Raw genomic sequence first — 25,171 nt, forward strand, 5'->3', positions numbered from 1 at the left:
GATCTAGGACGATTGTCGGCTGTCTCCGGTCATGCGCGCGCCGACCGCGTCCTTCGTCTCCGCCGCGTCGCCGGGGGCCGTGGCCGTCTCAGTGGCCGTCTCAGTGGCCGTCTCCGTGACCGTTTCTGTGGCTGTCTCCGTGACCGGCCTGGCCAGCAGGAGCGGGCGGGCGAGCAGACCGGCGGCGACGGCGAGGAACATGACCGTCGCCACGTTGAGACCGCCCCAGCCGAGCAGGGCGAGCAGCGCGCCCGCGGACACCGACCCCGCGGTCGCCCCCGCCGCGCCGAGCAGCTCGGCCACGGCCTGGGCGCGTGCCCGCTCGGACGGCAGGTAGGCGTGCACGACGAGGCTTCCGCCGGTGACCGACAGGAAGTTCCAGCCCACCCCCACCAGGGCCAGGGCGACCACGAAGTGCGGGCGGCTGTCGCCCGTCACGGCGAGAGCGGCCCCCGCGGCGGTCAGGAGGGCCCCGGCCGCCGCTCCCGCCGTGGCGCCGTACCTGTCCACGATCCGCCCGGACAGGGGGGCGGTGACGAACATGCCGACCAGGTGCCACTGGACCACCATCGCGCCGTCGGCGACGGTGTGGTGGTGCGCCACGGCGGCCAGCGGAGAGGCCGTCATCAACAGCATCATCGCGAACTGCCCGGCGGCCGCGCAGCCGACGCCCGCGATGAAGATCGGCCGGGTGAGCACCGCGAGCACGGGCCGCGTCGCCGCGCCCGTGACCCGGCCGGACCCGCCGGACGGCGCGGAGGACACAGTGGAGGGCGTGGCGGAAGGCGCGGCGGAGGGCGCGACGGGCGCGACGCGCAGGAGCAGCAACGTGAGGGCGGAGCACACGGCGAGCGCCGCCACGACCAGGTAGGACCCGGCGAAGGGCTCGGACAGCACGTCCTGCCCGGCGGTCGCGACGAACGGCCCGGTGATCGCCGCGACGACGCCCGCCGCCATCACGGTCGACAGGGCCCTGGTCCGCCTGTGCGGCAGGGCGTCGTCCGCGGCGGCGTACCGGTAGTAGCCGCTGAAGGACTGGTAGAGGCCGATGGCGGCGGTGCCCAGGCACAGCAGCCAGAAAGAGTGGATCATCACGGCCACGACGGACGTCAGCCCGGACAGCAGCCCGGCGGCCGAGCCGAGCAGGAAGCCCGTGCGCCTGCCGACCCGTGCCATCAGTGCGGACGCCGGATAGGAGCCGAGCGCCGTCGCCACGGTGATCAGGGCGAAGGGGGCCGTGGCCAGCGCCGGGGTGGGGGCGAGCCGCATCCCGGCCAGGCCGGTGACAGTCAGGTCGATCGCCGCGCCGCACATCGCCAGCGCCTGCGCGACGGTCAGCACAGTCAGGTTCAGCCGCCTCCGTCCGGCTCCTGACGCTCCGGCCTCGTCCTGCTCGGTGGTGTCGCTCACGGTGCTCCTCGTCGCTGTACGCCTGCGTTCCGGCTACGGCCGCGGTCGTTGCCGTTGCCGGAGACAAGTCTCTGGCCTGCCAGACGACAGGAGATAGTGGCTGAAAAGCATAAAAAGGTATGATTCCGGCCATGCATCGGATCGTCGTGCTCGCGCTGCCGCGCTTCGTCCTCTTCGACCTCGCCATCCCCGGCCAGATCTTCGTCCTCGGGCTGGCGGACTGTCCCGGGGGGCCGCGGTACGACGTCCGCCTGTGCGGGATGGAGCCCGGTCTCGTCGAGTCCTCGACCGGCGTGCCGCTCCACGTCGCGCACGGCCTCGACGCCCTGCGCGAGGCCGACACCGTGATCGTGCCCGGCAAGGCCGGCTTCGGGGCGGACGGCGCCGCCGAGGTGCTCACGGCGCTGCGCGCCGCCCACGCCGGGGGCGCCCGCGTCGCGGCGATCTGCACCGGCGCGTTCGTGCTGGCGGAGGCGGGGCTGCTGGACGGCAGGCGGGCCACGACCCACTGGGCGCACGCCGAGCGGCTCGCCGCCGCCCACCCCGAGGTGCTCGTCGATCCCGCGGTCCTCTACGTCGACGACGGCGAGATCCTCACCTCGGCGGGCGTGGCGGCCGGGGTCGACCTGTGCCTGCACATGATCCGGACCGACCACGGCGTCGAGGTCGCCAACCACGCCGCCAGGCGCACCGTCGTGCCGCCCCACCGCAGCGGCGGCCAGGCCCAGTACATCGAGCGGCCGGTGCCCGACAGCGCGGGCGGCGGCCTGGAGTCGACCCGCCTGTGGCTGACCGAGCAGCTCCACCGCCCGCTGAGCCTGGCGGACATGGCCGCGCACGCCCACCTGGCTGAGCGCACGTTCACCCGCCGCTTCAAGGCCGAGACCGGCCTGTCGCCCCTGCAGTGGCTCCAGCGACGCCGCCTCGACCACGCCCGCAGGCTGTTGGAGACCACCGACGCCACCGTCGAGGTCGTGGCGGCCCGTGCGGGGTTCCCCTCCGCGCTCGCCATGCGCGAGCGGTTCCGCCAAGCGACGGGAACCACCCCGGGGCAGTACCGCAACGCCTTCCTGTCCCCGCCCGCGGCGGCAGGACGGGATGGGGTGAAACATCGGGTTCGTCGGGAAAGCGGTCTTACTGATCCGTGAGGAAGACGTAATGTGACCTTGTCAATTCGGCGAAACGGGCTGACATTCTGATCACCAGAGTCGATCGGGGGAGAGCCCCAGGAGGCCGGATTGATCACCCCCCGCCGAGTTCTCACGACGCTCCTCCTCGCGGCGCTGACCCCCGCCCTCGTCCCGGCCGCGGCCCTGGCGGACGCCTCGCCCGTCCCGGGACCGGTGACCTCGATGGCCTCGCTGGGAGACTCCATCACCCGGGGCTTCAACGCGTGCGGCTTCTACCTCGACTGCCCGTCCAGGTCCTGGTCCACCGGATCCGCCTCATCCGTCAACAGCCACTACCGGCGTCTGCAGGCGGCCAACCCCTCCCTCATCGCCTACAACGACGGCAAGACGGGGGCGAAGGCCGCCGACATCCCCGGGCAGGCCCAGCGGGCCGTCTCCCAGGGGGTGGACTACGTCACGATCCTGGTCGGCGCCAACGACGCCTGCACCTCCTCCGAGGCGTCCATGACCCCGGTGGCCGACTACGAGGCCGCGTTCCGAACGGCGCTGCGGACCCTCACCACCGGCCTGCCCAACGCGGCGATCTTCGTGACCAGTGTTCCCGACGTCAAGCGCCTGTGGGAGGTCGGCAAGGGCAGCTCGGCCGCCCGCGCGGCCTGGGCCACCCTGGACATCTGTCAGTCGCTGCTGGAGCGGCCCCGCTCGACCGACCAGGCGGACGTCGACAGACGGGACCGGGTGCGCGCGCGGGTGGCCGACTACAACGCGGTCGCGGCCAGGGTCTGCGCCGAGTACGTCGTCTGCCGCACCGACGGCGGCGCGGTCTTCGCCTACCGCTTCGAGCTGTCCAACGTGAACACCTGGGACTACTTCCACCCCAACACCTCGGGCCAGCGGTTGCTCGCCGAGCTCACCTATCCGGCCGACGACCGATGACCGCCCGCCACGGAGGAGGCGCGGGCGTCGGCGGTCGCGGTCATCCGAAGACACGCGCCATTCTGCGTTCGTAGGCGCGTCGCCACGAGAGCCGGTAGAGCACCCGCATGATCGCGGGGGCGGTCGCGAATATGTGCTCGCGGTCCTCGGGGGAGGCGACGTCGACGACCCAGGCGGCGACCATGGGGAGGTCCCGGCCCTGGCCCTTGTTGACCTTCCTGCCGATCTCGTCCCACTGGGCGGCGCTGATGTGCTCGCGGATCAGCGGGACGATCTCGGCCTCCTCCAGGTCCAGGTGCGCGCGGAGGAGGGTCTGGAGGCTGCGCAGGTCGCGGGCCCGCTCGGCGGCGTCGGCGCCGGTGGCCGCCAGCCGTCCGATGACGGCGTCCATCTCCTGGTGGTCGGCTTCGAGGTGGTCCAGCGTCGGGCCCGCCTCGGGGACCAGCGTCCGCAGCAGCGGCCAGATGTCGTCGTCCTCACCGGCGTGGTGGTGGTGCAGGGCGCGCAGCAACAGCGCGGTGTGCTCGTCGATCAGCGCGCGCCGCCGCGTGTCGCCGGGAGCGCACCGGTCGAGGGCGTCCGCCAGGCGGCCGAAGTCGCGGCGCAGGCCCGAGTGGAAGACGAGGAAGGTGACGAGGTCGGGGACCGGGTCGCCCGCACGACGCCGGACGGCGTTCGCCGTGCTGTGCGAAGGGGCGTTCAGAGGGGCGTTGGAGGAGGCGTTCGCTGAGGTCGTCATGCCGTCACGATGGGGCACGCCTCTTGGGGAGGACTTGCCGCGCGTCGCGCCGACTCAACGGCCACTCAAAACCCGCTGCCCGGGAAGCCGCTGCCCGGGAAGCCGCTGCCCGGGAAGCCGCTGCCTGGGAAGGCGTTGCCCGGCCCCTGCCGTCTCCGCGGGGTCACGGGCGGCGGATCGTGTCCCGTTCGGCGGCGACGCGGGCGGCCCACCAGCGCAGTCCCGCGCGGGCGCAGCGCTCCTCGGCCGCGTCCAGGTGGGCTCCGGCGACGGCGGGGTCGACGGCCAGGCGGCCGAGGAAGTAGCCGACGGGGCCGGTCGGGAACGTTCCCCCGCCGACGGCCAGCCGGTCCTCGTACGGCAGCAGCACCTCGTAGGAACGCGCGCGGGCCTCCAGGTCTCCGGCGGCGATCTGGGCCAGGGCCATGACGCAGTGGGACGACAGCTCGGTGAAGTCCCTGGGCATCCTGGGCCAGCCCTCCTCGCTGACGGCCTGGAGGGCCTCGGGCTCGCCCCTGGAGTGCGCGACCATGGCTCTGACGACCCGCCGGTGGGCGGGGAGCGGGGAGAAACGGTCAAGCAACTCCTCCGTCTCGTCCCGCAGACCGCCGATCTCGCCGGACATGACGTGCCTGGCCACCATTCCCGAGGCCAGCGCGGTCCAGGTGTGCCAGTTGTTCAGCCGCTCGCCAGCCTCCGCGGCGGCCGCGTAGGCGCTGTCCGCTCCGGCGAAGTCGCCCTCGATCAGGCGGCGTGCGCCCTTCCAGAGGAGGTGCTGGAAGCGCGGCCACGGCAGGTCGAGCCGTTCGATGAGGACGCCCGCCCGTTCGGCGACGCGGTCCGCGCCCGCGACGTCGAAGAACTCCAGCCTGCTCCGCTCCAGGATCAGGCAGCCGAGCAGTTCGAACCCGGGCAGGCCGAGCTCCGTCAGCTCCCGCGCGATGGCCTCCAGCTCGGGCATCCGCTCGGGAAGGTGGATGCCGAGGTAGCGGGCGTTGAGAGTGACCGCCAGCAGATGCGGGCCCGCCTCGCCCCGCGCGACCAGACGGCGGGCCATCGCGAGGGCCTCCTCGGTGGCCGTGTCGCAGCGCGGGTCGGCGGAGCCGTCGTAGCACTCCATGCCCAGGCAGCCGAGCAGCTTGCAGCGCAGCACCGAGTCCTCCTCGGGCAGCGCGGCCAGCGTCTCCTCGATCCGCCGCACGGTCTGCAGCTCGATCTCGGCGTAGGTGTAGAACTTCCACAGGGCGGGCGCGTCCAGGCTGGTGAGAGCCCTGGCCGTCAGCTCGGGGTCGCCGGATCCCTCGGCGGCGAGCACCGCCTCCGTCCTCGTCTGCCTGGCCCCCACCGCGTCCCCGGCGTCGAGCTGGGCGCGGATGAGGTTGAGCAGCAGCTCGACGTGCTCACCGGGGTCGGTGTCGGGAAGACGGCTGTGCGTCTCGGCGGCGCGTCGCCACCACTGGGCGGCGTCCTCGTAGGCGTGCCGCCCCGAGGCCTGCTCGGCGGTCGCGGACGCCCAGCGCACCGCCTGGACCGCCGCCGACGGCCCGGCCGCCAGCGCGTGCCGGGCGAGGGCCGCGCGGTCGGGCCCCGGCCTGCGCTCGAGGGCGCGGAGCGCGGCGAGGTGGAGCGCGGCCCGTCTGCTCGACGGGAGGTCGGTGTAGACCGTCTCCCTGATGAGGTCGTGGGTGAACCGCAGGTCGTCGCCGAGCAGTCTCAGACCGGCCGCGGCGTCCAGCGCCTCCTCGACCTCCCCGCCGACGACCTCGGAGAGCACGAGCGCGTCCGCGGCCCCGCCGAGGACGGCGGCGGCGTCGATGACGGCCCGGTGCGCCCGCGACAGCCGGAGCAGACGCCGCCGCAGCACGTCGGCCAGCCCCTCGGGGACCGCCGTCAGCGCGCGTCCCATGCCCACGTCCTCCGCCAGGCGCAGGGTCTCGCGGACGAACAGCGGGTTTCCCCTGGTGCGCTCGGCCAGGGCTCCGGCCGCCGCCTCGTCGTCCAGGCCCGCGAGCTCCGCGACGGCGGCGGTGTCGAGTCCGGCCAGCGGCAGCCGCAGCGCGCCGTGGCGGCCGAGCATTCCCAGCGCGTCGTACACGTCGGCCGAGCCCTCGCCGGACCGCACGGTGATCATGATCATGACTCTGCCGCGGAGCAGCGCGGCCAGGTCCGCGAGCAGTCCGAGCGACGCCGAGTCCGCCCACTGCAGGTCGTCGATCACCACCAGCAGCGGTCGCGTGGCCGCCGCCGCGGCGAGGTATGAGGCGGCGGCTCGGTGCAGTCTGAACCTCGCCTCGCCCGCCTCCGCGGGCTGCCCCTCGCCGAGGTCGTCGCTGAGCAGCACGCGGAGGGAGGCCGCGTGCCCGTTCTCCGGGGGGACCTCGACGCCCAGCTCCCGGACCACCTGCTGCCACGGCCACAGCGCGGGGGCTCCGGAGGTCTCGTGGCAGCGGCCCCACGCCACCAGCCACCCCTCGGCGCGCCGCAGCGCCGCGAACGACTCGGTCAGCCATGTCTTGCCGATCCCGGGCTCACCGGAGATCACCGCGATCCTCGGCCTGCCGTGTCCCGTGTCCTCCGCCAGCTCGGCGAGACGCTCCAGCTGCGGGTCCCTGCCGATGACCCGGCCCGCCACGGAGCCCGCCACGGAGCCCGCCACGGGGCCGGCCGCAGGATCGGCCACCGAGCCGGTCAGGGTGCCGGTCAGGGTGCCGGTCGGTGCGCCGGTCGCGCCGCCGGTCGCGCCGCCGGTCGCGCCGCCGGTCGCGCCGCCTGTCGCGGTGCTCGTCGCGGTGCTCGCCACGGGGCCCGCCCCGCTGCTCGCCGCGGGGCCGGGCACGGAGGCAGGGGCGTCCGCCGGGGCGGTCAGGCCGGTCCGGGGCCGCTCCGGCCGTCCAGCGGGCGAAAGAGGGCCGGGTCCGGCAGGGGCGGGCCGTACGGCGGGTCCCGGCGCGTCGAGGGCGGGGTCCTGCGAGAGGATCGCCGCCTCGAGCCGCTGCAGCGCCGGGCCGGGATCCAGACCCAGCTCCTCGGCCAGGTGGGCGCGGGCCGAGCGCAGCGCCTCCAGGGCGTCGGCCTGGCGGCCGAGCCGGTAGAGCGCGCGGGCGAGCGCCTCCCACAGCCCCTCGCGCAACGGATGCGTCCTGGCCAGCGCCTCCAGCTCACCGACCACGCCGGGGTCGCCGTCGTCGAGCAGTTCGGCCAGGTGCTTCTCCCTGGCGGTCAGGTGCGCCTCGTTCAGCCGCTCGATCTCGGGGCGCAGCCAGCCGACGTCGGCGAACTCCTCGTACGGCGTGCCCCGCCACAGTCGCAGCGCCTGGTCGTGGGAGCCCTCCCGGGTCAGCCGGGAGAACGCGTCGGCGTCCACCTCGTGCGGCCCGAGGGCGTAGCCGGAGGGCCTGCTGACGAGCACGCTCGCCGGTGTGCGCGGAGCCCTGCCCGGTTCCAGGGTCCTGCGCAGGTTGGAGACGTAACTGTGCAGGGTGCCGAGCGCGCGGGGCGGGGGAGCGCCGTCGTACAGGTCGTCCAGCAGCCCGTCCACCGAGACGGTGGCCCCCCGCGCGACGATCAACCTGGCGAGCAGCAGCCGGGGGCGCGGCCCTCCGAGGTCGACCCTGGTTCCGTCGACATACGCCTCGAACGGGCCGAGGACCCGGAACATGACCACCACGCCCGGATTATGTCATTACTGAGGGTATCGAGCGCCGACGCCGTTCGCTCGGCAGGTTATTCCGAGCAATCCTCCAAAAGACACTTTTACTGGAAAGTGTCTTTAAAGTTGGCCATTGTTCGTCAACGCGGCACACCAGGGCGGGGGGAGAAATGCCTGGGAAACGGGGGCTTGTAGCGCTCCAGGTGTGCATGATTCACTGTCGCCGTCTCAACAATTGTAAGTAAACTTTCCAGTAAGTGGTTCATAGTTGGGTGGTCAGCCATGGAACAGATCCAGCCGCTCTCCTACGGGCAGGAACGGCTCTGGTTCCTCCATCGCTTCGATCCGCGAGACCACTCCTACAACACCTGCCACGCCTACCGGCTGAACGGTGAGCTCGACGTCGCGGCACTCCAGGCCGCCTTCGAGGCGGTCGCGCTGCGGCACGAGACCCTGCGCACCCGCTTCGACGAGGTGGACGGGCAGCCCGTGGCCCTCGTCGGCCCCGCCGGAACCGTCGTGATCGACAGGTTCGAGGCGGACTCGGAGGAGCAGGCGCGGCGGATCGTCGCCGAGCGCGCCAACGCCCCCTTCGACCTGTCCGCCGCGCCGCCCGTGCGGATCGCCCTCGTCCGCCTGGGACCCGGCGACCACATCCTGGCGGTGACGCTGCACCACATCATCGCCGACGGCGCCTCCGCCGCCGTCCTGCGCGACGAGCTCGCCCACCACTACGGGGGCGGCGACCCCCTGCCGCCCCTGCCCCTGCAGTACGGCGAGCACGCCCGCGCGGAACGCGCCAAACAGAGCGACTCCGGCCTCGGCTACTGGACGGCGCAGCTCGCCGACGCGCCCGCGCTCGAGTTCCCCACCGACAGGCAGCGGCCCCCGCAGCGCACCGGAGACGGCGCCGAACTCCGCTTCACCCTGCCCGCGGACCTGACCGCCCGGATCTCCGAGTTCGCCCGCGCACAGCGCGCCACCCCGTTCATGGTGCTGCTCGCGGCCTACCAGGTGCTCCTGGCCCGGCACAGCGGCCAGACGGACTTCTGCGTCGGCGCCCCGATCGCCGGGCGCGACCGCACCGAGCTGGAGCCGATGATCGGTTTCCTGTCGAGCATGCTGGTGCTGCGGGCCGACCTGTCGGGCGCGCCCTCCTTCGGCGAGGTGCTCAAACGCACCCGGCGGACCGTCATCCAGGCCATGAGCCACGCCGACGTGCCCCTCGAACGGCTGCTCGGCACGCTGGGCGTCGAACGCGACCCGAGTCGGACCCCGCTGTTCCAGACGATCTTCTCCCTGCACACCGAGGTCGCGGGCGACCACCGGAGCCCGCTGCCGGGACTGCGCCAGTCCCCCTTCCCTCCCGGCTGGGTCGCCGCGAGGACCGACCTGTCCCTCGACCTGTGGACCGCCGCGGACGGCGGGCTGTTCGGCGCCCTCGTCTACAGCACCGACCTGTTCGACCGCGAGAGCGCCGAACGCCTCGTCGCCCGCCTGCGGTCCCTGCTCACCGCCCTGCTCGACGCGCCCACGCTGCCCGTCGCCGAACTCGACATCCTGCCCGCCGAGGAGCGCGGGTGGCTGCTCGCCCTGGCCAACCCCGCCGAGCCGCCCCGGCTGACGCTGGTCGACATGTTCCTCGCCCAGGCGGCCGAGACCCCCGACGCCGTCGCCGTCACCGGCGAACACGACCAGACCCTCACCTACGCCCAGCTCGCCGCACGCGCGCGGGCCCTCGCCGTACGGCTTCGCGAGCGCGGCGTCGGCGGGGGAGCACTGGTCGCGGTCAGGGTGAACCGCGGCCCCGCGATGCTGGTCGCGCTGCTCGGCGTCGCCATGGCGGGCGCGGCGTACCTGCCCGTCGACCCCGCCTACCCGCAGGCCCGGGTCGACTACGTGACCGAGGACTCCGGCGCGGCGCTGGTCCTCACGGACGACGACCTGCGAGACCTCCCCCAGGGCGCGCCCGACGCCGACCTGCCCCGCCCCCGCCTCGACGACACGGCCTACGTGCTCTACACCTCCGGCTCGACAGGCCGCCCCAAGGGTGTGGTCGTGCCGCACTCCGCGCTCGCCAACACGCTGCTCGCGATGCGCTCCCTCGTCGGCGCGCGCCCCGAGCACGCCTGGCTCGCGCTCACCTCGACGGCGTTCGACATCTCCGCCGTCGAGCTCTACCTGCCGCTGATCACCGGCGGCAGGGTCGTCGTCGCCGAGGACGCCAGGGACGGCACGGCGGTCGCGGAACTGGTCAGGCGGACCGGGGTCACCCACGTCCAGGCGACGCCGTCCGGGTGGCGCGTCCTGCTGGCGGGCGACCTGCCCCCGGTGACCGGCGTCACCGCGGGCGAGCCGATCCCGCCGCAGCTCGCCAGGGAGCTGCGGGCCCGCACCAACCGTCTGATCAACGGCTACGGCCCGACCGAGACGGCGATCTACTCCACCGCGTGGGACATCCCCGCGGAGCCGTACGAGATCGTGATCGGGCGGCCGATCGCCGGGAACACCGTCCACATCCTCGACCCCGAGGGCGGCCTCGCGCCGGTCGGCGTGCCCGGTGAGCTGTTCATCGGAGGCCTCGGCGTGGCGTACGGCTACCTCGGCCGCCCCGCCCTGACCGCCGAGCGCTTCGTGCCCGACCCGTACGGCGAGCCGGGCGCGCGGCTCTACCGCACCGGCGACCTGGGCCGGTGGCTCCCCGACGGCACGATCGAGTTCCTCGGCAGGACCGACAACCAGATCAAGCTGCGCGGCCACCGGATCGAGCTGGGCGAGGTCGAGGCCGTCCTGGAGACCCACCCCGCCGTACGGCAGGCCGTGGTCGCCGTGCACGACGACACCCTCGTCGCCTTCGTCGTCGCCCCCGCCCTGCCCGTCGCCTCCGGCGTCCCCGACGTCGGCGGCCTGCGCGAGCACATGGTCCGCGAACTGCCCGGCTACCTGGTCCCGCAGTCGTTCGTCCCACTGGACGCGCTGCCGACCACCCCCAACGGCAAGGTGGACCGCAAGGCGCTGCCCGACATCCTGTCGGCCGCGCTGAGCGCCGCCCCCGTGGACGCGACGCCGCCGCGCACCGCGAACGAGCGCCTGGTCGCCGGGGTGTTCGCCGAGGTGCTCGGCCGTGAGACGGTCGGCGCGCACGACGACTTCTTCGCCCTCGGCGGCCACTCGCTGCTGGCGACCATGGTGACCGCGCGGCTGCCGGTGCGGATCCCGGTGCGCGAGGTGTTCGCCAGGCCGACGGTCGCGGCGCTGGCCGAGCTGCTGGACGCCGAGACGCCCGTGCTCGGCGACGTGCCCGTCCCCCGCCCGGAGGGGACCGCGCCGCCGCTGTCCCACGGCCAGGAACGGCTGTGGTTCCTGAACCGGTTCAACCCGGACGGCGACGCCGCCTTCAACATCTGGCACGTCCTGCGGCTGACCGGACCCCTCGACGTCGAGGCGCTGAGCGAGGCGTTCACCGGGGTCGTGGCCCGCCACGAGAGCCTGCGCACACGCTTCCCCGAGGTGGACGGCGAGCCCGTGGTCGTGATCGACCCGCCGCGTCCCGTGGCGATCGAGTATCTGACCGGCGACGCCACGGCGCTCGTCGCCGAGCGGGTGAACACCCCCTTCGACCTCGCCGCCCGCCCGCCCCTGCGGGTCACGCTCATCAGGCAGGACGCCGACGACCACGTCCTGTGCGTGGTCGCGCACCACATCCTCGGCGACGGCTGGTCGCTGAACCTCCTGCAGGACGAGCTGGCCACCCTCTACTCGGGCGGCTCCCTGCCCCCGGTGCCGCTGCAGTTCGGCGACCTGGCGGCCTGGCAGCGCGGGCGCGACCCGGGGGAGCTGTTCGACTACTGGAGGGCCCAGCTCGCCGACCCGACCCCGCTGAAGCTGCAGACCGACCACCCGCACGCCGTCGGCGGCCTCCGGCACAGCGCGACCGTGGACTTCCGGCTCACCGCCGCCGAGACCGACGCCCTCGTCGCGATGGGCCGCCGCCGGGGCGCGACGCCGTTCATGACGTTGCTGGCCGTCTACCAGGTGCTGCTGGCCCGGCACAGCGGCCAGGACGACATCCTGGTCGGCACCTCGTACGCGGGCAGGGACACCGTCGAGCTGGAGGCGGTCGTCGGCTACGTCACCGACATCCTGGTGCTGCGCGGAGATCTGTCCGGCGACCCGACCTTCACCGGGTTCCTGGCGGCCACCCGCGACACCGTCCTCGACGCCTTCGCCAACCAGGGCGTCCCGTACGAGCAGGTCGTCGACTCGCTCGAACTCGAAAGGGACCTCACCCGCGCGGCCGTCTTCCAGACGATGTTCGTCCTGCACACGGAGGACTCGGCGATGGTGCCGAGACCCTTCCCCGGGCTGGCGGTCGGGCAGTTCTTCGGCGGCCACGCGCAGCCCAAGTTCGACCTGATGCTGGAGGCCTGGCACGACGCCGGAGAGCTTCTCGTCCAGCTGGAGTACGACACCTCGCTGTTCGAGCGGGCCACGGCCGAGGGGCTCGCCGCGCGCCTGGCCACCCTGCTGCGCGCCGTCGCCGCCGAGCCCGACCGGCCCGTCTCCGCGCTTCCCCTGCTCACCGACGCCGACGAGGAGTTCCTCGCCTCGGTCCGCCAGGGCCCCGCGCTGCCCGCCGTCCGCCCGGTGTCCGAGCTGGTCGCGCGGGCCGTGCTGGACCACCCCGACGCCCCCGCGATCAGCTGCGCCGGGCAGGTCGTCACCTACCGCGAGCTGGACGAACTCATCGACAAGGCCGCCACGCGGTTCCGCGAGGGGGAGATCGCCGCCGTCCCGCTCGACCGCTCCCCCGAGGGCGTCGCGGCGCTGCTCGGGGCGTGGCGGGCGGGCGCCGCCTACCTGCCGGTCGACCCCGCGCTGCCCGCCGAGCGGCGCGCGCTCATGCTGGAGGAGACCGACGGCGTGGCGGCGGAGGGGCTCGCCTACGTCGTCTACACCTCGGGCTCCTCCGGCACGCCGAAGGGCGTGCTCGTCGAACACGACGGCCTGGCCGCCCGCGTCGCCTGGATGAGGGACGCCTACGGCCTGGGCCCCGGTGACCGGATCGTCCAGTTCGCCACCCTCAGCTTCGACACCCACGCCGAGGAGATCTACCCTGCCCTCGCCGCGGGGGCCTGCCTCGAACTGCTCCCCGAGGGCGCGGTGACCCTGCCCGACCTGCTGGCGACGCCGCAGGGACGCCTGGTGACCGTGCTCGACCTGCCCACGGCGTACTGGCACCACCTGGTCGGCCAGATCGACGAGGTGGCGTGGCCGCCCGGGCTGCGACTGGTCATCCTGGGCGGAGAGGAGCTGCAGGCCGGCGCGGTGGCCAGGTGGCGGGAACGCTTCGGCGACCGGATCCGTCTCGTCAACACCTACGGGCCGACCGAGGCGACGGTCATCGCGACCGCCACCCAGATCGCCGGACCCGACGCCCCCTCCGGACCGGCCGGGGAGCGGCCTCCCATCGGACGGCCGATCGGCGGCGTCCACGCCGTCGTCCTCGCCGAGGACGGCTCGGCGGTTCCGCCGGGGGCACCCGGCGAGCTGTGCCTCGGCGGCGCGGGACTCGCCCGCGGCTACCTCGGCGACCCGGCCCTCACCGCGGAGCGCTTCGTGCCCGACCCGTACGGCGAGCCGGGCGCGCGGCTCTACCGCACCGGCGACCGCGCCCGCTGGCTGCCCGACGGGCGACTGGAGTTCCTCGGCCGGAGCGACAACCAGGTCAAGGTGCGCGGCTTCCGGGTCGAGCCGGGAGAGGTCGAGGCGCGACTGCTCGCGCACCCGGCCGTGCGGCAGGCCGCGGTGGCCGCCGTCGACGACACCCTGGTCGGGTACGTCGTCGTGGGAGCGGCCACCGGGACACCGGCGAACCCGGTCGAGGAGCTGCCCGCCTTCCTCGCGGAGAGGCTGCCGTCCTACCTGGTGCCGTCGGTGTGGGTGACGCTCGACGAACTGCCCCTGACGTCGCACGGCAAGGTCGACAGGCGGGCACTTCCCGCCCCGTCCCTCGACAGGGCGGCGGTGTCGACGCCGCCGAGGACGGACGCCGAGCACCTCGTCGCCGAGGTCTTCTGCGAGGTGCTCGGCCTGCCCGAGGTCGGCGCGTTCGACGACTTCTTCGCGATCGGCGGCCACTCGCTCCTGGCCACCCGCGTCATCGCCAGAATCCGGGCCACCACCGAGGTGGAGGTCCCGATCCGGACCATGTTCGAGAGCAGCACGGTGGCGGGCCTCGCCGGGATCGTCGAGGACCTCCTGCTCGCCGAGATCTCCGGGCTGTCCGAGGAGGAGGCGGCCCGCCTCGCCCGGGGAGTCTCGTGACCCGCCACGGCCCGGGGCCTCGGTGAGGCCGACGTCCCGGAGCGCGTTCTCGACCAGAGTCCGACAGAAAGCTCACCGGCAGGTACGACCCCGCCGGCCGGTGGGACTCGGCGGCAGGTAGACCCCGCCTGCCGCTGGAGCCCGTACCCCGGCATCCCCGCACGCCACAACAAGGAGCATGCGCTGTGACGTATCAAGTGGTGGTCAACCACGAGGAGCAGTACTCGATATGGCCCGCCGACCGGCGGCTCCCCGACGGCTGGCAGCCGGACGGGACCTCGGGGAGCAGGCAGGAGTGCCTCGACCGCATCGAACGGGTGTGGACCGACCTGCGGCCGAAGAGCGCCCGATGAGCGTCGACAGGGGCGTCGCCGACGAGCGTCCGGCGAACGCGGGGGAGCCCCTTCCCGCGGAGACCGGACCGCGCACGCGGGAGAGCGGCCTGGGAGGCGACCTGGCGGACAAGGGGCCGACGGGGCACGTCTCCGCCCGCTACCGCGGTGAGCGGGCGGGGCGAGGGCCCGCGACCGTGGGGCAGGTCAACATGGTCCGCTGCGTGCTGGGCGATCCGCCCGAGCACATGAACTACAGCGTCGTGCTGAACCTTCCGCCGGGCACGACCCTCGACGGCGTGGCCGAGGCCGTCGGGCGGCTGATCTCCCGGCACGAGTCGCTGCGCACCACGTTCCACGACGGGTTCCAGCACGTCGAGGCCGAGGGCGAGCTGCTCGTCGGGGTGTACGAGTCCGAGGGGTCCGCCGACCTCGCCGACCAGGTCGCGGCCCGGCTGCAGGCCGTGCGGTTCGACCTCGCGGAGGGGATCCCGCTGCGGACGGCGGTGATCGTCTCGGACGGCGTTCCCGAGCGCGTCGTCCTCGTGACCACGCACAGCACGGTCGACGCGGGAGGCCTGGCCGTGCTGAGGGCCGAGCTGAACGCCCTGCTGCTGGGCAGGACCCTGTCCGCCGTGACCGCTCCCCAGCCGCTCGACGTGGCGGAGAGCGAACGGAGTCCGGCGAGCCTCAAACGGGCGGAGGGCGCGCTCAGGTACTGGGAGAGCCACCTGGCGCGGATCCCCTTCTCGACCTTCACGGTCCCGGTCGACGACGGTGACGAGGACTGGCTGCTGCCCCGGCTGCGGGTTCGCTCGGCGGCGGCGGCACGGGCGCTCGGGCCGATCACGGCCCGTACCGGGGCCAGCCGCTCGGTGGCCCTGCTGGCCGCGTTCGCCACGCTCGTCGGGGTGCGGGCGGGACAGCGGACGATCGGGGTCTCGGCGATCTCGGCCAACCGGTTCCGTCCCGACATGCGGGAGTACGTCGGCCCGCTCGCCCAGGACGCGCTGGTCCCGGTCGCCCTCGACGAGCCTACGTTCGACGGAGTGCTGCGCCACACCCGTGCCGCCGCGCTGACCGCCTACCAGAACAGCCGCTTCGACTCCGAGGCGCTGACCCGGCTCCTGGAGAGCGCCCAGCGGTCGAGGGGGATGCACTTCGCCAGGGACGTCGTCTTCAACGACATGAGCATCGTGGGCCCGAGCCGCCGCGCGAGCCGCGCCGCCGAGGAGGAGCCTGACATCCGCTCCCACTGGCTCCCCCCGGCCACGCTGCCGACCCGCCTGTCGATGTGGGTGCGGCTGCTCGACGGCGAGGTGGACTTCACCCTCTGGACCGACCCGCGCTGCCTGCCGCGAGAGGACGCGGAGACCCTCGGCGAGGGGATCATGCGGCTGCTCGTCGAGGCCGGCGACCGGGACGTGTCCGTGGACGAGCTGCCCGCCCTGACCGGGGTCGCCCCGGTGCCCAGGGGCGAGGGCTGGCTGATGATCGACTCGTGCTGGGTCGAGCTGGCCGAGGTGCGGCGGCTCGTCGCCGACGCGGTGGACGGGCGTCCCTTCCACGTGGCGCGGGTCGACGGGCGGCTCGTGTGCTACCTCGTCGCGCCCGCGACACCGGAGGAGGTCCACACCGCCTGCGTGTCCAAGCTGTTCGGCAGGCTGTCGGCGATGGCCCCCCATCACTACGTGGTCTGCGAGAGCGCCCCCGCCTCCCCCGAGGGCTGGCCGGGCCAGACGGTGATCGCCGAAGGCTCGGGCCGCTGACGCGGTCTCCGACGCCACCCGGCGCCGTGACCGGGAACGTTCACCGGGGCGCGCGCCGTTCGAGGCGCCGGACACGTCCGTGCCGGAACTCGCCGTACCGGTGCCCGGAGACGCCGCGAACCCGGTGAGGGCGTGCGGTCACCGCACTGGACGGCGGGCGGCTCAGGCCTGCCCGCCGTCCAGGTCGGGGGCCCACGCCACGCCGTTGATGTGCGCTCCTCCGTCGACGAAGAGGGTGTTGCCCGTCATGTATCGGCACTCCTCGCTCGCCAGGAACACGACGACGGGCGCGACGTCCGCCTCGGCGTCGCCGATGCGCCCCATCGGGTTCGCCGCGTCGCTCGCGGCCTCCAGCTCCGGGTGCGCCGCCGTCACCCGGCGGAACGCGGCGGACTTCGCGCCGGGGCAGACGGCGTTGACGACGACGCCGGTCGGCGCCCACTCGCGGGCCGCGGTCCTGGTGAGGGCGCGCAGCGCCTCCTTCGCGGAGTTGTACTCGAGCGTTCCCATGTGCGCGTTCACCCCGTTGAGCGAGCACATGTTGACGATCCGGCCCCAGCCCTGTTCCCTCATGTGGGGAAAGACCGCCTGCATGGCCCAGAAGGGGCCGTAGTAGCCCATCGCGAACCCACGGTCGAGCTGCTCGTCCGTCTTGTTCTCGACACGGCCGTAGTTCCCGCCGCCCCACGCGTTGTTGACCAGGATGTCCACCCCGCCCCAGAGCTCCGTCGCGGTCCGCACCGCCGCGCGGACCTGTTCCCTGTCGGTGACGTCGGTCTGGACGAACCGCGCCTGCGCGCCGAACTCGGAGACCAGCCGCTCGGCGGTCGGCCCGCCCGTCTCCGGGTCGATCTCGGCGACCAGGACCCTGGCGCCCTCGGCGGCGAACCGTCGCGCGACGGCCCTGCCGATGCCGTCGCCCGCGCCGGTGACGAGCGCGGTGCGCCCCTGAAGCCTGCGTCGGGGGCCGGGGCCGCCCGTGACCGTCTCGCTTCGCATCGGTGTGCCTCCCGCGTGTCGGACGCCGTTCCTGCGCCTGCTCGTAGTGCACCGTCGTAGCGCACCGCCGCCGGGCGGCGGACGGAGATCCCGTTCACCGGGAGCCGGATCCGGGAACGGGGGAGCCTCGCCCGGGCTCCCACTGAGCGGTACCCCGACCGGTCCCGCGTGACCCGGCCGACGATGATGCCGACGACGGTGTCGGCGGAGGCGGGCTCGGCGGAGCCCGGCGGGAGAGGTGCGTGGCTCGATGACGTCGGTGACGGGCAGGGGCCCCGAGAGCGGATCCGAGGGCAGGAAGGTCGCCATGGTGACCGGGGCGAGCAGGGGGATCGGCCGTGAGACGGCGCTGGCCCTCGCCCGCGCCGGTTACGACGTCGCGTTCACCGCGCGCACCGTCGAGGAGGGGCAGGGCCTGATTCCGCCGCGTTACAGCGACGGACGGCAGGACGGCGTCGGGGTCTCGGGGAGCCTGCGCACCACCCAGGCGCGGATCGAGGAGCTCGGGGCGCGGGCGCTTCCCGTCCCGATGGACCTCCTCGACCGGGAGGGCGTGCGAGCCGCGGCGCGCGAGGTGCGCCGGGAGTGGGGGCACGTCGACCTGCTCGTGAACAACGCGGTGGCGCACGTCGCGGGCAACCACGACAGGCTCCTCGACCTCGACGTCGACGTGGCGGCGCTGACGGTCGAGGGGAACTACCTCAACCAGCTCGCGCTGCTGCAGGAGGTGATCCCCGGGATGCTGGAAAGGGGCGGCGGCACGATCGTCAACATGTGCTCGGGCTCGGCCACGACGGATCCGCCCGCGCCGCCGGGCGAGGGCGGCTGGGGAGTCGCCTACGCCGCCTCGAAAGCGGCGTTCGGCAGGCTCGCGGGCGCGGTCAACGCGGAGTTCCTCGGCCGCGGCGTCCGCGCGTTCAACCTCGACCCGGGATTCGTCGTCACCGAGGCGGGGGCGGCGCGCGGCGGCGTCGGCTCCATCGCCGACAGGGGTTTCGAGCCCGCCGCGGAGCACGCTCCGGGAGCGGCGATCGTCTGGCTCGCCTCCTCGCCCGACGCCGACAGGTTCCTCGGCAGGGTGATCTGGACCCCCAAACTGGTCGCCGAGCTCGGGCTCCTGCCCGGGTGACCGCGCCGGCGGGCGGCGGGTCCGCCGCCCGCGTGGCTCCCCGGGTTCTACGGCTGGTTCGGCATGTTCGTCCAGCCCTTGCGGTCCGCGCGGCCGTACCATCCGGACGCGGCGAGGGTGCCGCCGTCCACGGGGACGGTGTGGCCGGTGATGAAACGGGACTCGTCCGAGGCGAGGAACTCCACGACGGCGGCGTAGTCGTCGGGGTCCCCGAACCGGCCGAGGGGGACCCACAGGGGGATCAGCCCGGGATCGCGGCCGCGCAGCATCGCGCTCGCCGGTGTCTGCCGGGTGTCGGCCAGGTCGGGCGCGATGGCGTTGACCCGCACGCCGTACTGTCCGACCTCGACCGCGAGGCTCCTGGTGAAGGCGGAGACCCCCGCGTTGTACGCGGAGTAGACCGCGTGGCCCGGGATGCCGCGGAACGCCTCGACGGTCGAGTTGTTGACCACGCAGCCGGACCTCCGCTCGACCATGGCCGGCAGGATCGCGTGGGTCATCTTGAACACGTGCAGCAGGTTCAGCTCGTGGAGGCGCTGCCACTGCTCCGGCTTGCTGTGCAGGAACGTCCTGGACGCGGGGCGGAAGTCGCCGACGTTGTTCACCAGCACGTCGACGCGGCCCTCGCCCGCGTCGAGCGCGGTCGCGAGGACCCGCTCGACGACGTCGTCCTCGCTCGCGTCCCCGACCACGGGGACGCAGCGTCCCCCCGCGGCCTCGATCTCGCGGCGGGCCTCCTCGGCGGCCTCCCGGTCGACGTCGTTGAGCACCACCAGGTCGCCGCGGGCCGCGAGGCGACGGCTGGTCGCGCCGCCGATCCCCAGCGCCCCGCCGGTCACCACGGAGACACGGCTCCGCGCCGATGTCGTGCCGGTCATCGTTGTCCTCCTGTGTGCTCGGTGTCCTCGCGGGCGGCGTTCGCGCTCCCGGCCTCCGGGATTCGGCGCCCCCGCGGGCGACGCTCGCGCGTCCGGTCTCGGGGGTGAGGCCTACGCGTCCTGTTCCCGCCAGCGGCGGACCGGCCTGGTCTCGATCCAGTCGATCTGGATGGCCCGGTGCGCGATCCGCCAGGTTCCGCCCTCGCGGCGGTAGCGGTCGCGGTAGCGCAGGTGCCACACGAGGTCGGACGGCTCGCCCGCGCGCGCGGTCAGGTGGTGCGCCGCGCAGGCAACCGTCCCCGTGGCGGTCAGCGGCTCCGGGCCCGCGTCGAAGACCTGGCCCACGAGCGCGTGGAAGGTCACCGGGATCCTCTCCAGCGAGGACATCGCCCGGAGGATCTCGTCGTGCCCGGTGTGGGTCAGCGCCGGGCCGAGCGTCTTGGGGGGCTCGGGAAGGACCAGGACGCCGTCGTCGGTGAACAGGCGGGCCAGGGCGGCGATGTCCTGGTTGTCGGCGAAGAGCGCGTAGCGGGCGACCAGGTCGGCGAGCAGGCCGCGGTCCTCGGCGGTGAGGGTCCCCGCGGGAGTCGCCGCAGGAGACACGGCGGGAGACACGGCGGGAGGCGCGATGGAGGGCTCGGCGGGCTCGGTGGGAGGCACGGCGGGGGTCACGGCGCCTTCAGGCCGAGGCGTTCCGCGCAGGCGGACAGTTCGTCCAGGGCCGCTCCGAGGTCGGAGGTGGGCGTCGCCGCGAGCACGATCCTGTCGGCTCCGAGACCGGCCAGTGACTCGGCCTTCTCGGGGGTGACGCGGGAGAGGAGGTGGCCGAGGGTGAGTTCGAGGGCCTGGGGGTCGCGGCCGTTCCGCTCCGCCTCCGTGCGCATCACCTCGACCAGGCGCCGCAGTTCCTCGCCCACCACGCCGAGCGGCTGCAGGCCGTCGCCGTGCCGCCCCGCCCTGCGGGCCGCCGCGACGCTGTGCCCGCCGATGTGGATCGGCACGCCGTTCCGCTGGGCGGGCTTGGGGTAGCTCATCGCGCCGGCGAAGTCGAAGAACTCCCCGCTGTGGGTGACCCCCTCGGGCGAGGTTCCCGCCCACAGCGCGCGCATCACCTGGATCTGCTCGTCGGCGCGCCTGCCCCGGGTCTCGAAGCCCGCGCCGCAGGCCTCGATCTCCTCCTTCATCCAGCCCATGCCGACGCACAGTCGCAGGCGTCCGCCGGACAGCGCGTCGACGGTGGCGATCCGCTTGGCCAGCACCACGGGATGGTGGTTGGGCAGGACCAGGACGCCGGTGGCCAGGCCGATGCGGGTCGTCCTTCCCGCGAGGAAGGCCAGCAGGTCCAGGGGGTCGGGGATGTCGCAGTCGTCGCCGAGCTCCATCTTCCCCGACCTGTCGTAGGGGTAGACGCTGGAGTATCCGCTCATGACCACCGCGTGCTCGACGACCACGATGGACTCGAAGCCGCACGCCTCCGCGTGCCGCGCATAGCCGCTGATCCACTCCGGGTCCGCGGTCGTGTTCGCGGCGACCGGCGCTATAACTGCGTACTTCATCGCGTGGAGGTCACCTGCCGGATCGGGGCCGAGCCCGCGCGATCGCGGGCCTGCTGTCTCGGTCCGCACGCTACGCGGGCCGCGTACGGCGGGCCCGGCGCGTTCCCGTTGACCGGGACCGAAAAGAGCACGGGGGAGCGACACGCCCTTCCCCGTTAATGGCTCGCACATCGTACGAGACCGTAGTACGGTGTGCGAGAAAGGTCCCGAACAGTGTACGAGTCACGGAGTCGCCATGTCGTCCCCCCACCCAAGACGGTGGTTGATCCTCGGTGTCCTCTGCCTGAGCCTGCTCGTGCTCGTGGTGGACAACGGCATCCTCAACCTCGCGATCCCGTCCCTCATGCGGGAGCTGGGGGCGAGCCCCGCCGACATCCAGTGGATCATCAACGCCTACATCCTGGTCTTCGCAGGAGTGCTGCTCACCGTCGGAGCCCTGTCCGACCGCTACGGCAGGCGCCGCTTCCTGGTCATCGGTCTGGCGCTGTTCGGCGGGGCCTCCCTGCTCGCGACGTTCGCCCAGACACCCGCGCAGCTGATCGCCTGCCGCGCGTTCATGGGGTTCGGCGGGTCGTTCCTCATGCCGAGCACGCTGTCCATCATCATGAACGTCTTCGACCAGTCCGAGCAGCGCAAGGCCATCGCCGCCTGGAGCTCGGTGCTGATGGTCGGCGGGATCGCGGGACCCTCGCTGGGCGGCTTCCTCCTCGACCACTACTGGTGGGGTTCGGTCTTCCTGGTCAACGTCCCGATCAGCGTGCTCGCGATCGCCGCCGCGCTGCTCCTCATGCCGGAGTCCCGGGGCCAGGCCAGGCCGGTCGACCTCGTCGGAGCGGGGCTGTCGACCGTGGGCATGGTCGCCCTGGTCTGGGCGATCATCTCCATCCCCGAGCGTGGCTGGACCGCGCCCCCGGTGCTCGTCGCCGTCCTGCTCGCGGTCGTGCTCCTGACGGCCTTCGCCGTCTGGGAACGGCGCAACCCGCACGCCATGCTGCCGCTCGAGCTCTGGCGTGAGCGCAACTTCAGCGGCGCCAGCATCTCCATCGTGCTGCTGGCCTTCTCCGCCGGAGGTCTGCTGCTGATGCTGACGCAGTACCTCCAGTTCGTCCTGGGCTACGGAGTCCTGCAGGCGAGCCTGGCGCTGATCCCCTACATGGTGGCGGCCATCGTCTTCAACGGTCTCGGCGCGACCCTGGGCAAGAAGCTGTCCAACCGCGCCATGGTGGCGCTGGGCATGCTGGTGCTGGCGGCCGGGTTCGTGATCCTCACCCGGATGACCCCGGACTCCGGTTACGGCCTGTTCCTGCTCGGCATGATGGTGATGGGAGTCGGCGGCGGCCTGTGCGGGCCCGCGGCGTACGCGTCGCTGATGAGCGCGGTGCCGCCGGAGCGCGCGGGCATCGGGTCGGCGCTCAACGACACCGTCCAGCAGACCGGAGGCGCGCTGAGCATCGCCCTGCTCGGCAGCGTGCTGTCGGGGGCCTACTCCTCCGGCCTGCCGGACGGCGTGCCCGAGGAGGCCAGGAAGTCGATCGCCTCGGCGCTGGCCCTCGGCGACCCGGGGCTCGCCAGGACCGCGAAGGTGGCCTTCGTCGACGCCATGTCGTCGGGAATGATCGTCGGAGCCGTCGGCGCGGTCGCCGCCGCGATCGTGGCCTGGACGGTGCTGCGCCCGATCGCGACGCCCGCTCCCGCCGACCTTCCCGCGGAGCCCCAGGCAGAGACGCGCGACCAGGTGAAGTCCTGACGGCGACGGCGACGCCGAGGCCGTCCACCGGCCCCGCCGTCGCCGGCCGTGCCTGCCGTCCCTGCCTGTCGTCCCCGCCCGCCGTCCCCCGGCGGCGGGCGTTCACCGGCCCGCGTCGTCCGCCCGGCTCAGCCTGGCGAGCACGGGGGGCAGCTCCCCGGTGTGCACGACGCCCAGGCGCCGGGTGGCCCGGGTCAGCGCGACGTACATGTCGTTCAGACCGCGCGGGGACTCGGCCATGATCAGCGCGGGCTCGACGATCAGCACGGAGTCGAACTCGAGCCCCTTGGCCTGCCGCGTGGTGAGAACCGTCACCCGGCCGTCCGGCTCGGGACTCTCCTCGCGGGCGGCGCGGGACGTGACCCGGGCGACCGTCTCGCCCAGCTCCTCGAGCATGGCGGCGGGCACGATCACCGCCAGGCTGCGGTCGCCCGGTTCCGCGGCCTCGCGGGCGACGACCTCCTCCACGAGGCCGGGCAGCCCGGCGCGCGGCACCCGCGCGTGCCAGGGGGAGACGCCGGTCCCGCGCACCGATCGCGGCGGGGCGATCGCGGGGTCGATCGCGGCCAGCACGTCGGAGGCGACAGCCATGATCTCGCTGGGAACGCGGTAGTTGAGGGTCAGCCGCTCAAGACGCCACCGGTCCTCGAGGTAGGGGTCCAGGACCCGCTGCCAGGACGTCGTGCCCGCGGGATCACCGGTCTGGGCGAGGTCGCCGACGACGGTCATCCACTTGGTGGGGCAGCGCCGGACGACCAACCGCCACGCCATCTCCGACAGCTCCTGCGCCTCGTCCACGATGACATGCCCGAAGCTCCACGTGCGGTCGGCCGCCGCCCGCTCGGCGGTCGTCCTGAGATCCCGCTCCTCGTAGCGCTCGGCGAGCCGTTCGGCGTCCACGAGGTCGAAGGCGGACAGGACCTCCGGCTCCTGGCCGTCCTCCAGATCGGTGGAACGGGAGCCGAAGTCGATCTCCAGCACGCCCCGCGCGTAGGCGACGCGCCCGCGACGCCGGCGCTCGGCGAGCGCGGCGGCGGCCCGGTCGTCCTCGCCGAGCAGCTCGGCCGCCTCGTCGAGCAGGGGGACGTCCGAGGGGGACCAGCCCGCGTCCGGGGCGCGTAGCAGCAGGTCCCGTTCCGCCTCGGTGAGCCCCGGCGCGGCGGACGCGAGCCGTTCGGGACAGGAGAGAAGGTCGGAGAGCAGCCGCTGCGGAGTGAGGGCGGGCCACAGCGTGTCGAGCGCGGCCCGCACGCCGGGGGCGGTGCGCATCTCCTCGCGTATGCCCTCGACCTGGGTCTCCTCCAGCAGGTTCGGGCCGCCGAACGGGTCCGCGCCGATCCGCTCCGCGTACAGCCCGGCGAGGGCGTCGAGGATCATCGGGACGACGAGCGGCCTGGCCCTGTTGTGCGGCAGCAGGGAGCCGCGTCCCACGTCCCGCGCCCTGACGCAGATCTCCCGGCCCAGCGGCAGGACCTCGCCCTCGAAGTCGACCTCCAGCACGTCGTCGGGCACCCATTGCCGGTCGCGTACGGCGGCGGCCACGACGTCCGCCATGGCGGCCCGGCCCTTGACCTCGGCGGCGTCGGGCGACTCGGTCAGGCGCGCCTCCACCCCCGGATACAGCTCGCCGACGGTCGCCGTCAGGACGCCGGTCTCGCCGAGTGAGGGCAGCACCTGTCCGATGTGGCGCAGGAAGGCGGTGTTCGGGCCCACGATCAGCACCCCTCGCCTGGCCAGCAGGTCGCGGTGCGTGTACAGCAGGAAGGCGGCCCGGTGCAGGGCGATGGCGGTCTTGCCGGTTCCCGGGCCGCCCTGCACGACGAGAGCGGTGCGGTGCCCGGAACGGATGATCCTGTCCTGCTCGGCCTGGATCGTCGCGACGATGTCCGTCATGCGGCCCGCCCTGCCGGCGTCCAGCGCGGCCAGCAGCGCGGCCTCGCCGGTCAGCTCGGTGCGCCCGGCCTCGTCGGCGGAGTCGAGGTCGAGAACCTCCTCGTGAACGCCGACCACCTTCCTGGCGCGTGTCCTGATGTGCCTGCGCCGCCGGACGCCGTGCGGTGAGACCGCCGTGGCGAGGTAGAAGGGCCGGGCCGCGGGCGCCCGCCAGTCGATCAGCGGCGGCTCGTCGTCGGCGCCGTCGTCGCCGGACTCACCCGGCAGGCCGATCCGGCCGACGTAGCGCCTCCTGCCGTCCTCGAGGTCGAGTCTGCCGAAACACAGCCCGTTCTCCGCGGCGTTCAGCCGGGCCAGCCGCTCGCCGTACCCGGCGTGGGCGGCGTCGCGTTCGCCCCGGGCCTGGGGCGTCTCCCCCCGTTCCCGGAGCACCCGCGCCAGGCGGGCGGAAACCTGCTCCCTGAGGTCGTCGAGCCGTCCGTAGAGCATCGAGAGGTGCTCCTGCTCCGATGCGATCTCCGAGCTTGACAAGGTTCGCTTCTCCTGAGATAATAAAGTGAGGGATATTTGTTTTTATAGTGCACTTTTAATATAGTGCACCCCTGCCCTCTCCTCGAGCGGGATCTTCGGGCGGCCGTGCGCGCGGGTGCGCGCCGAGCATTCGTCGAGGCGTTCCC

At 73.5% G+C, this 25,171-nt stretch carries 15 protein-coding genes; 7 read left to right on the forward strand and 8 right to left on the reverse strand.

What is annotated here, in order from left to right; all coding sequences use genetic code 11:
- Nucleotides 1-3: 3 nt before the first annotated feature.
- Complete coding sequence (locus PKF00_RS39260) at nt 4-1,410, reverse strand: MFS transporter (RefSeq protein ID WP_271222831.1); 1,407 nt, start codon at nt 1,408-1,410, stop codon at nt 4-6.
- A 131-nt stretch (nt 1,411-1,541) separates the two neighbouring features.
- Here PKF00_RS39260 and PKF00_RS39265 point away from each other — a divergent pair, with 131 nt between their 5' ends.
- Both PKF00_RS39265 and PKF00_RS39270 read left to right on the forward strand, forming a co-directional pair.
- The gene (locus tag PKF00_RS39265) at nt 1,542-2,558 is read left to right on the forward strand and encodes a GlxA family transcriptional regulator (protein ID WP_271222832.1); all 1,017 of its coding nucleotides are present in this window, start codon (nt 1,542-1,544) and stop codon (nt 2,556-2,558) included.
- A 90-nt stretch (nt 2,559-2,648) separates the two neighbouring features.
- A complete protein-coding gene (locus PKF00_RS39270; protein ID WP_271222833.1) occupies nt 2,649-3,476 on the forward strand; it encodes a GDSL-type esterase/lipase family protein in 828 nt (275 codons plus the stop codon).
- A 40-nt stretch (nt 3,477-3,516) separates the two neighbouring features.
- On the opposite strand, the gene PKF00_RS39275 is transcribed toward PKF00_RS39270, so the two are convergent.
- Complete coding sequence (locus tag PKF00_RS39275) at nt 3,517-4,215, reverse strand: hemerythrin domain-containing protein (RefSeq protein ID WP_271222834.1); 699 nt, start codon at nt 4,213-4,215, stop codon at nt 3,517-3,519.
- A 163-nt stretch (nt 4,216-4,378) separates the two neighbouring features.
- A complete protein-coding gene (locus tag PKF00_RS39280; protein ID WP_271222870.1) occupies nt 4,379-7,873 on the reverse strand; it encodes an ATP-binding protein in 3,495 nt (1,164 codons plus the stop codon).
- A gap of 273 nt (nt 7,874-8,146) precedes the next feature.
- On the opposite strand from PKF00_RS39280, the gene PKF00_RS39285 reads away from it, so the two are divergent.
- The 3 genes from PKF00_RS39285 to PKF00_RS39295 all read left to right on the forward strand — a co-directional run bounded on the left by PKF00_RS39285 (nt 8,147) and on the right by PKF00_RS39295 (nt 16,292).
- On the forward strand, nt 8,147-14,191 hold the full coding sequence (locus PKF00_RS39285) for a non-ribosomal peptide synthetase (RefSeq protein WP_271222835.1): 6,045 nt from the start codon (nt 8,147-8,149) through the stop codon (nt 14,189-14,191).
- A gap of 185 nt (nt 14,192-14,376) precedes the next feature.
- Nucleotides 14,377-14,544: an MbtH family protein gene (locus PKF00_RS39290; protein WP_271222836.1), complete on the forward strand. Its 168-nt coding sequence runs from the start codon at nt 14,377-14,379 to the stop codon at nt 14,542-14,544.
- Entirely contained in the window at nt 14,541-16,292 is a 1,752-nt protein-coding gene (locus tag PKF00_RS39295) for a condensation domain-containing protein (protein WP_271222837.1), read from the forward strand. The genes PKF00_RS39290 and PKF00_RS39295 overlap by 4 nt, the downstream gene beginning before the upstream one ends.
- A 162-nt stretch (nt 16,293-16,454) precedes the next feature.
- On the opposite strand, the gene PKF00_RS39300 is transcribed toward PKF00_RS39295, so the two are convergent.
- The gene (locus tag PKF00_RS39300) at nt 16,455-17,291 is read right to left on the reverse strand and encodes an SDR family NAD(P)-dependent oxidoreductase (protein ID WP_271222838.1); all 837 of its coding nucleotides are present in this window, start codon (nt 17,289-17,291) and stop codon (nt 16,455-16,457) included.
- 250 nt (nt 17,292-17,541) lie between these two features.
- On the opposite strand from PKF00_RS39300, the gene PKF00_RS39305 reads away from it, so the two are divergent.
- Nucleotides 17,542-18,420: an SDR family oxidoreductase gene (locus tag PKF00_RS39305; protein WP_271222839.1), complete on the forward strand. Its 879-nt coding sequence runs from the start codon at nt 17,542-17,544 to the stop codon at nt 18,418-18,420.
- Nucleotides 18,421-18,467: 47 nt separating this feature from the next.
- Here the strand turns inward: PKF00_RS39305 and PKF00_RS39310 are convergent, their stop codons facing one another.
- The 3 genes from PKF00_RS39310 to PKF00_RS39320 all read right to left on the reverse strand — a co-directional run bounded on the left by PKF00_RS39310 (nt 18,468) and on the right by PKF00_RS39320 (nt 20,854).
- On the reverse strand, nt 18,468-19,298 hold the full coding sequence (locus tag PKF00_RS39310; RefSeq protein WP_271222840.1) for an SDR family NAD(P)-dependent oxidoreductase: 831 nt from the start codon (nt 19,296-19,298) through the stop codon (nt 18,468-18,470).
- A gap of 111 nt (nt 19,299-19,409) precedes the next feature.
- Nucleotides 19,410-19,970, reverse strand: a complete 561-nt coding sequence (locus PKF00_RS39315; protein ID WP_271222841.1) for a nuclear transport factor 2 family protein — start codon at nt 19,968-19,970, stop codon at nt 19,410-19,412.
- Nucleotides 19,967-20,854: an LLM class F420-dependent oxidoreductase gene (locus PKF00_RS39320; protein WP_271222842.1), complete on the reverse strand. Its 888-nt coding sequence runs from the start codon at nt 20,852-20,854 to the stop codon at nt 19,967-19,969. Before PKF00_RS39320 ends, PKF00_RS39315 begins: the two co-directional genes overlap by 4 nt.
- 235 nt (nt 20,855-21,089) lie before the next feature.
- Between PKF00_RS39320 and PKF00_RS39325 the strand changes: the two genes are divergently transcribed.
- A complete protein-coding gene (locus PKF00_RS39325) occupies nt 21,090-22,601 on the forward strand; it encodes an MFS transporter (protein ID WP_271222843.1) in 1,512 nt (503 codons plus the stop codon).
- Nucleotides 22,602-22,703: 102 nt separating this feature from the next.
- Here the strand turns inward: PKF00_RS39325 and PKF00_RS39330 are convergent, their stop codons facing one another.
- Nucleotides 22,704-25,025, reverse strand: coding sequence for a HelD family protein (locus PKF00_RS39330; RefSeq protein ID WP_309298469.1), 2,322 nt, complete (start codon nt 25,023-25,025; stop codon nt 22,704-22,706).
- Between the last annotated feature and the right edge of the window lie 146 nt (nt 25,026-25,171).

The sequence above is a fragment of the Streptosporangium carneum genome (genome assembly GCF_027922005.1).
Classification (GTDB): domain Bacteria; phylum Actinomycetota; class Actinomycetes; order Streptosporangiales; family Streptosporangiaceae; genus Streptosporangium; species Streptosporangium carneum.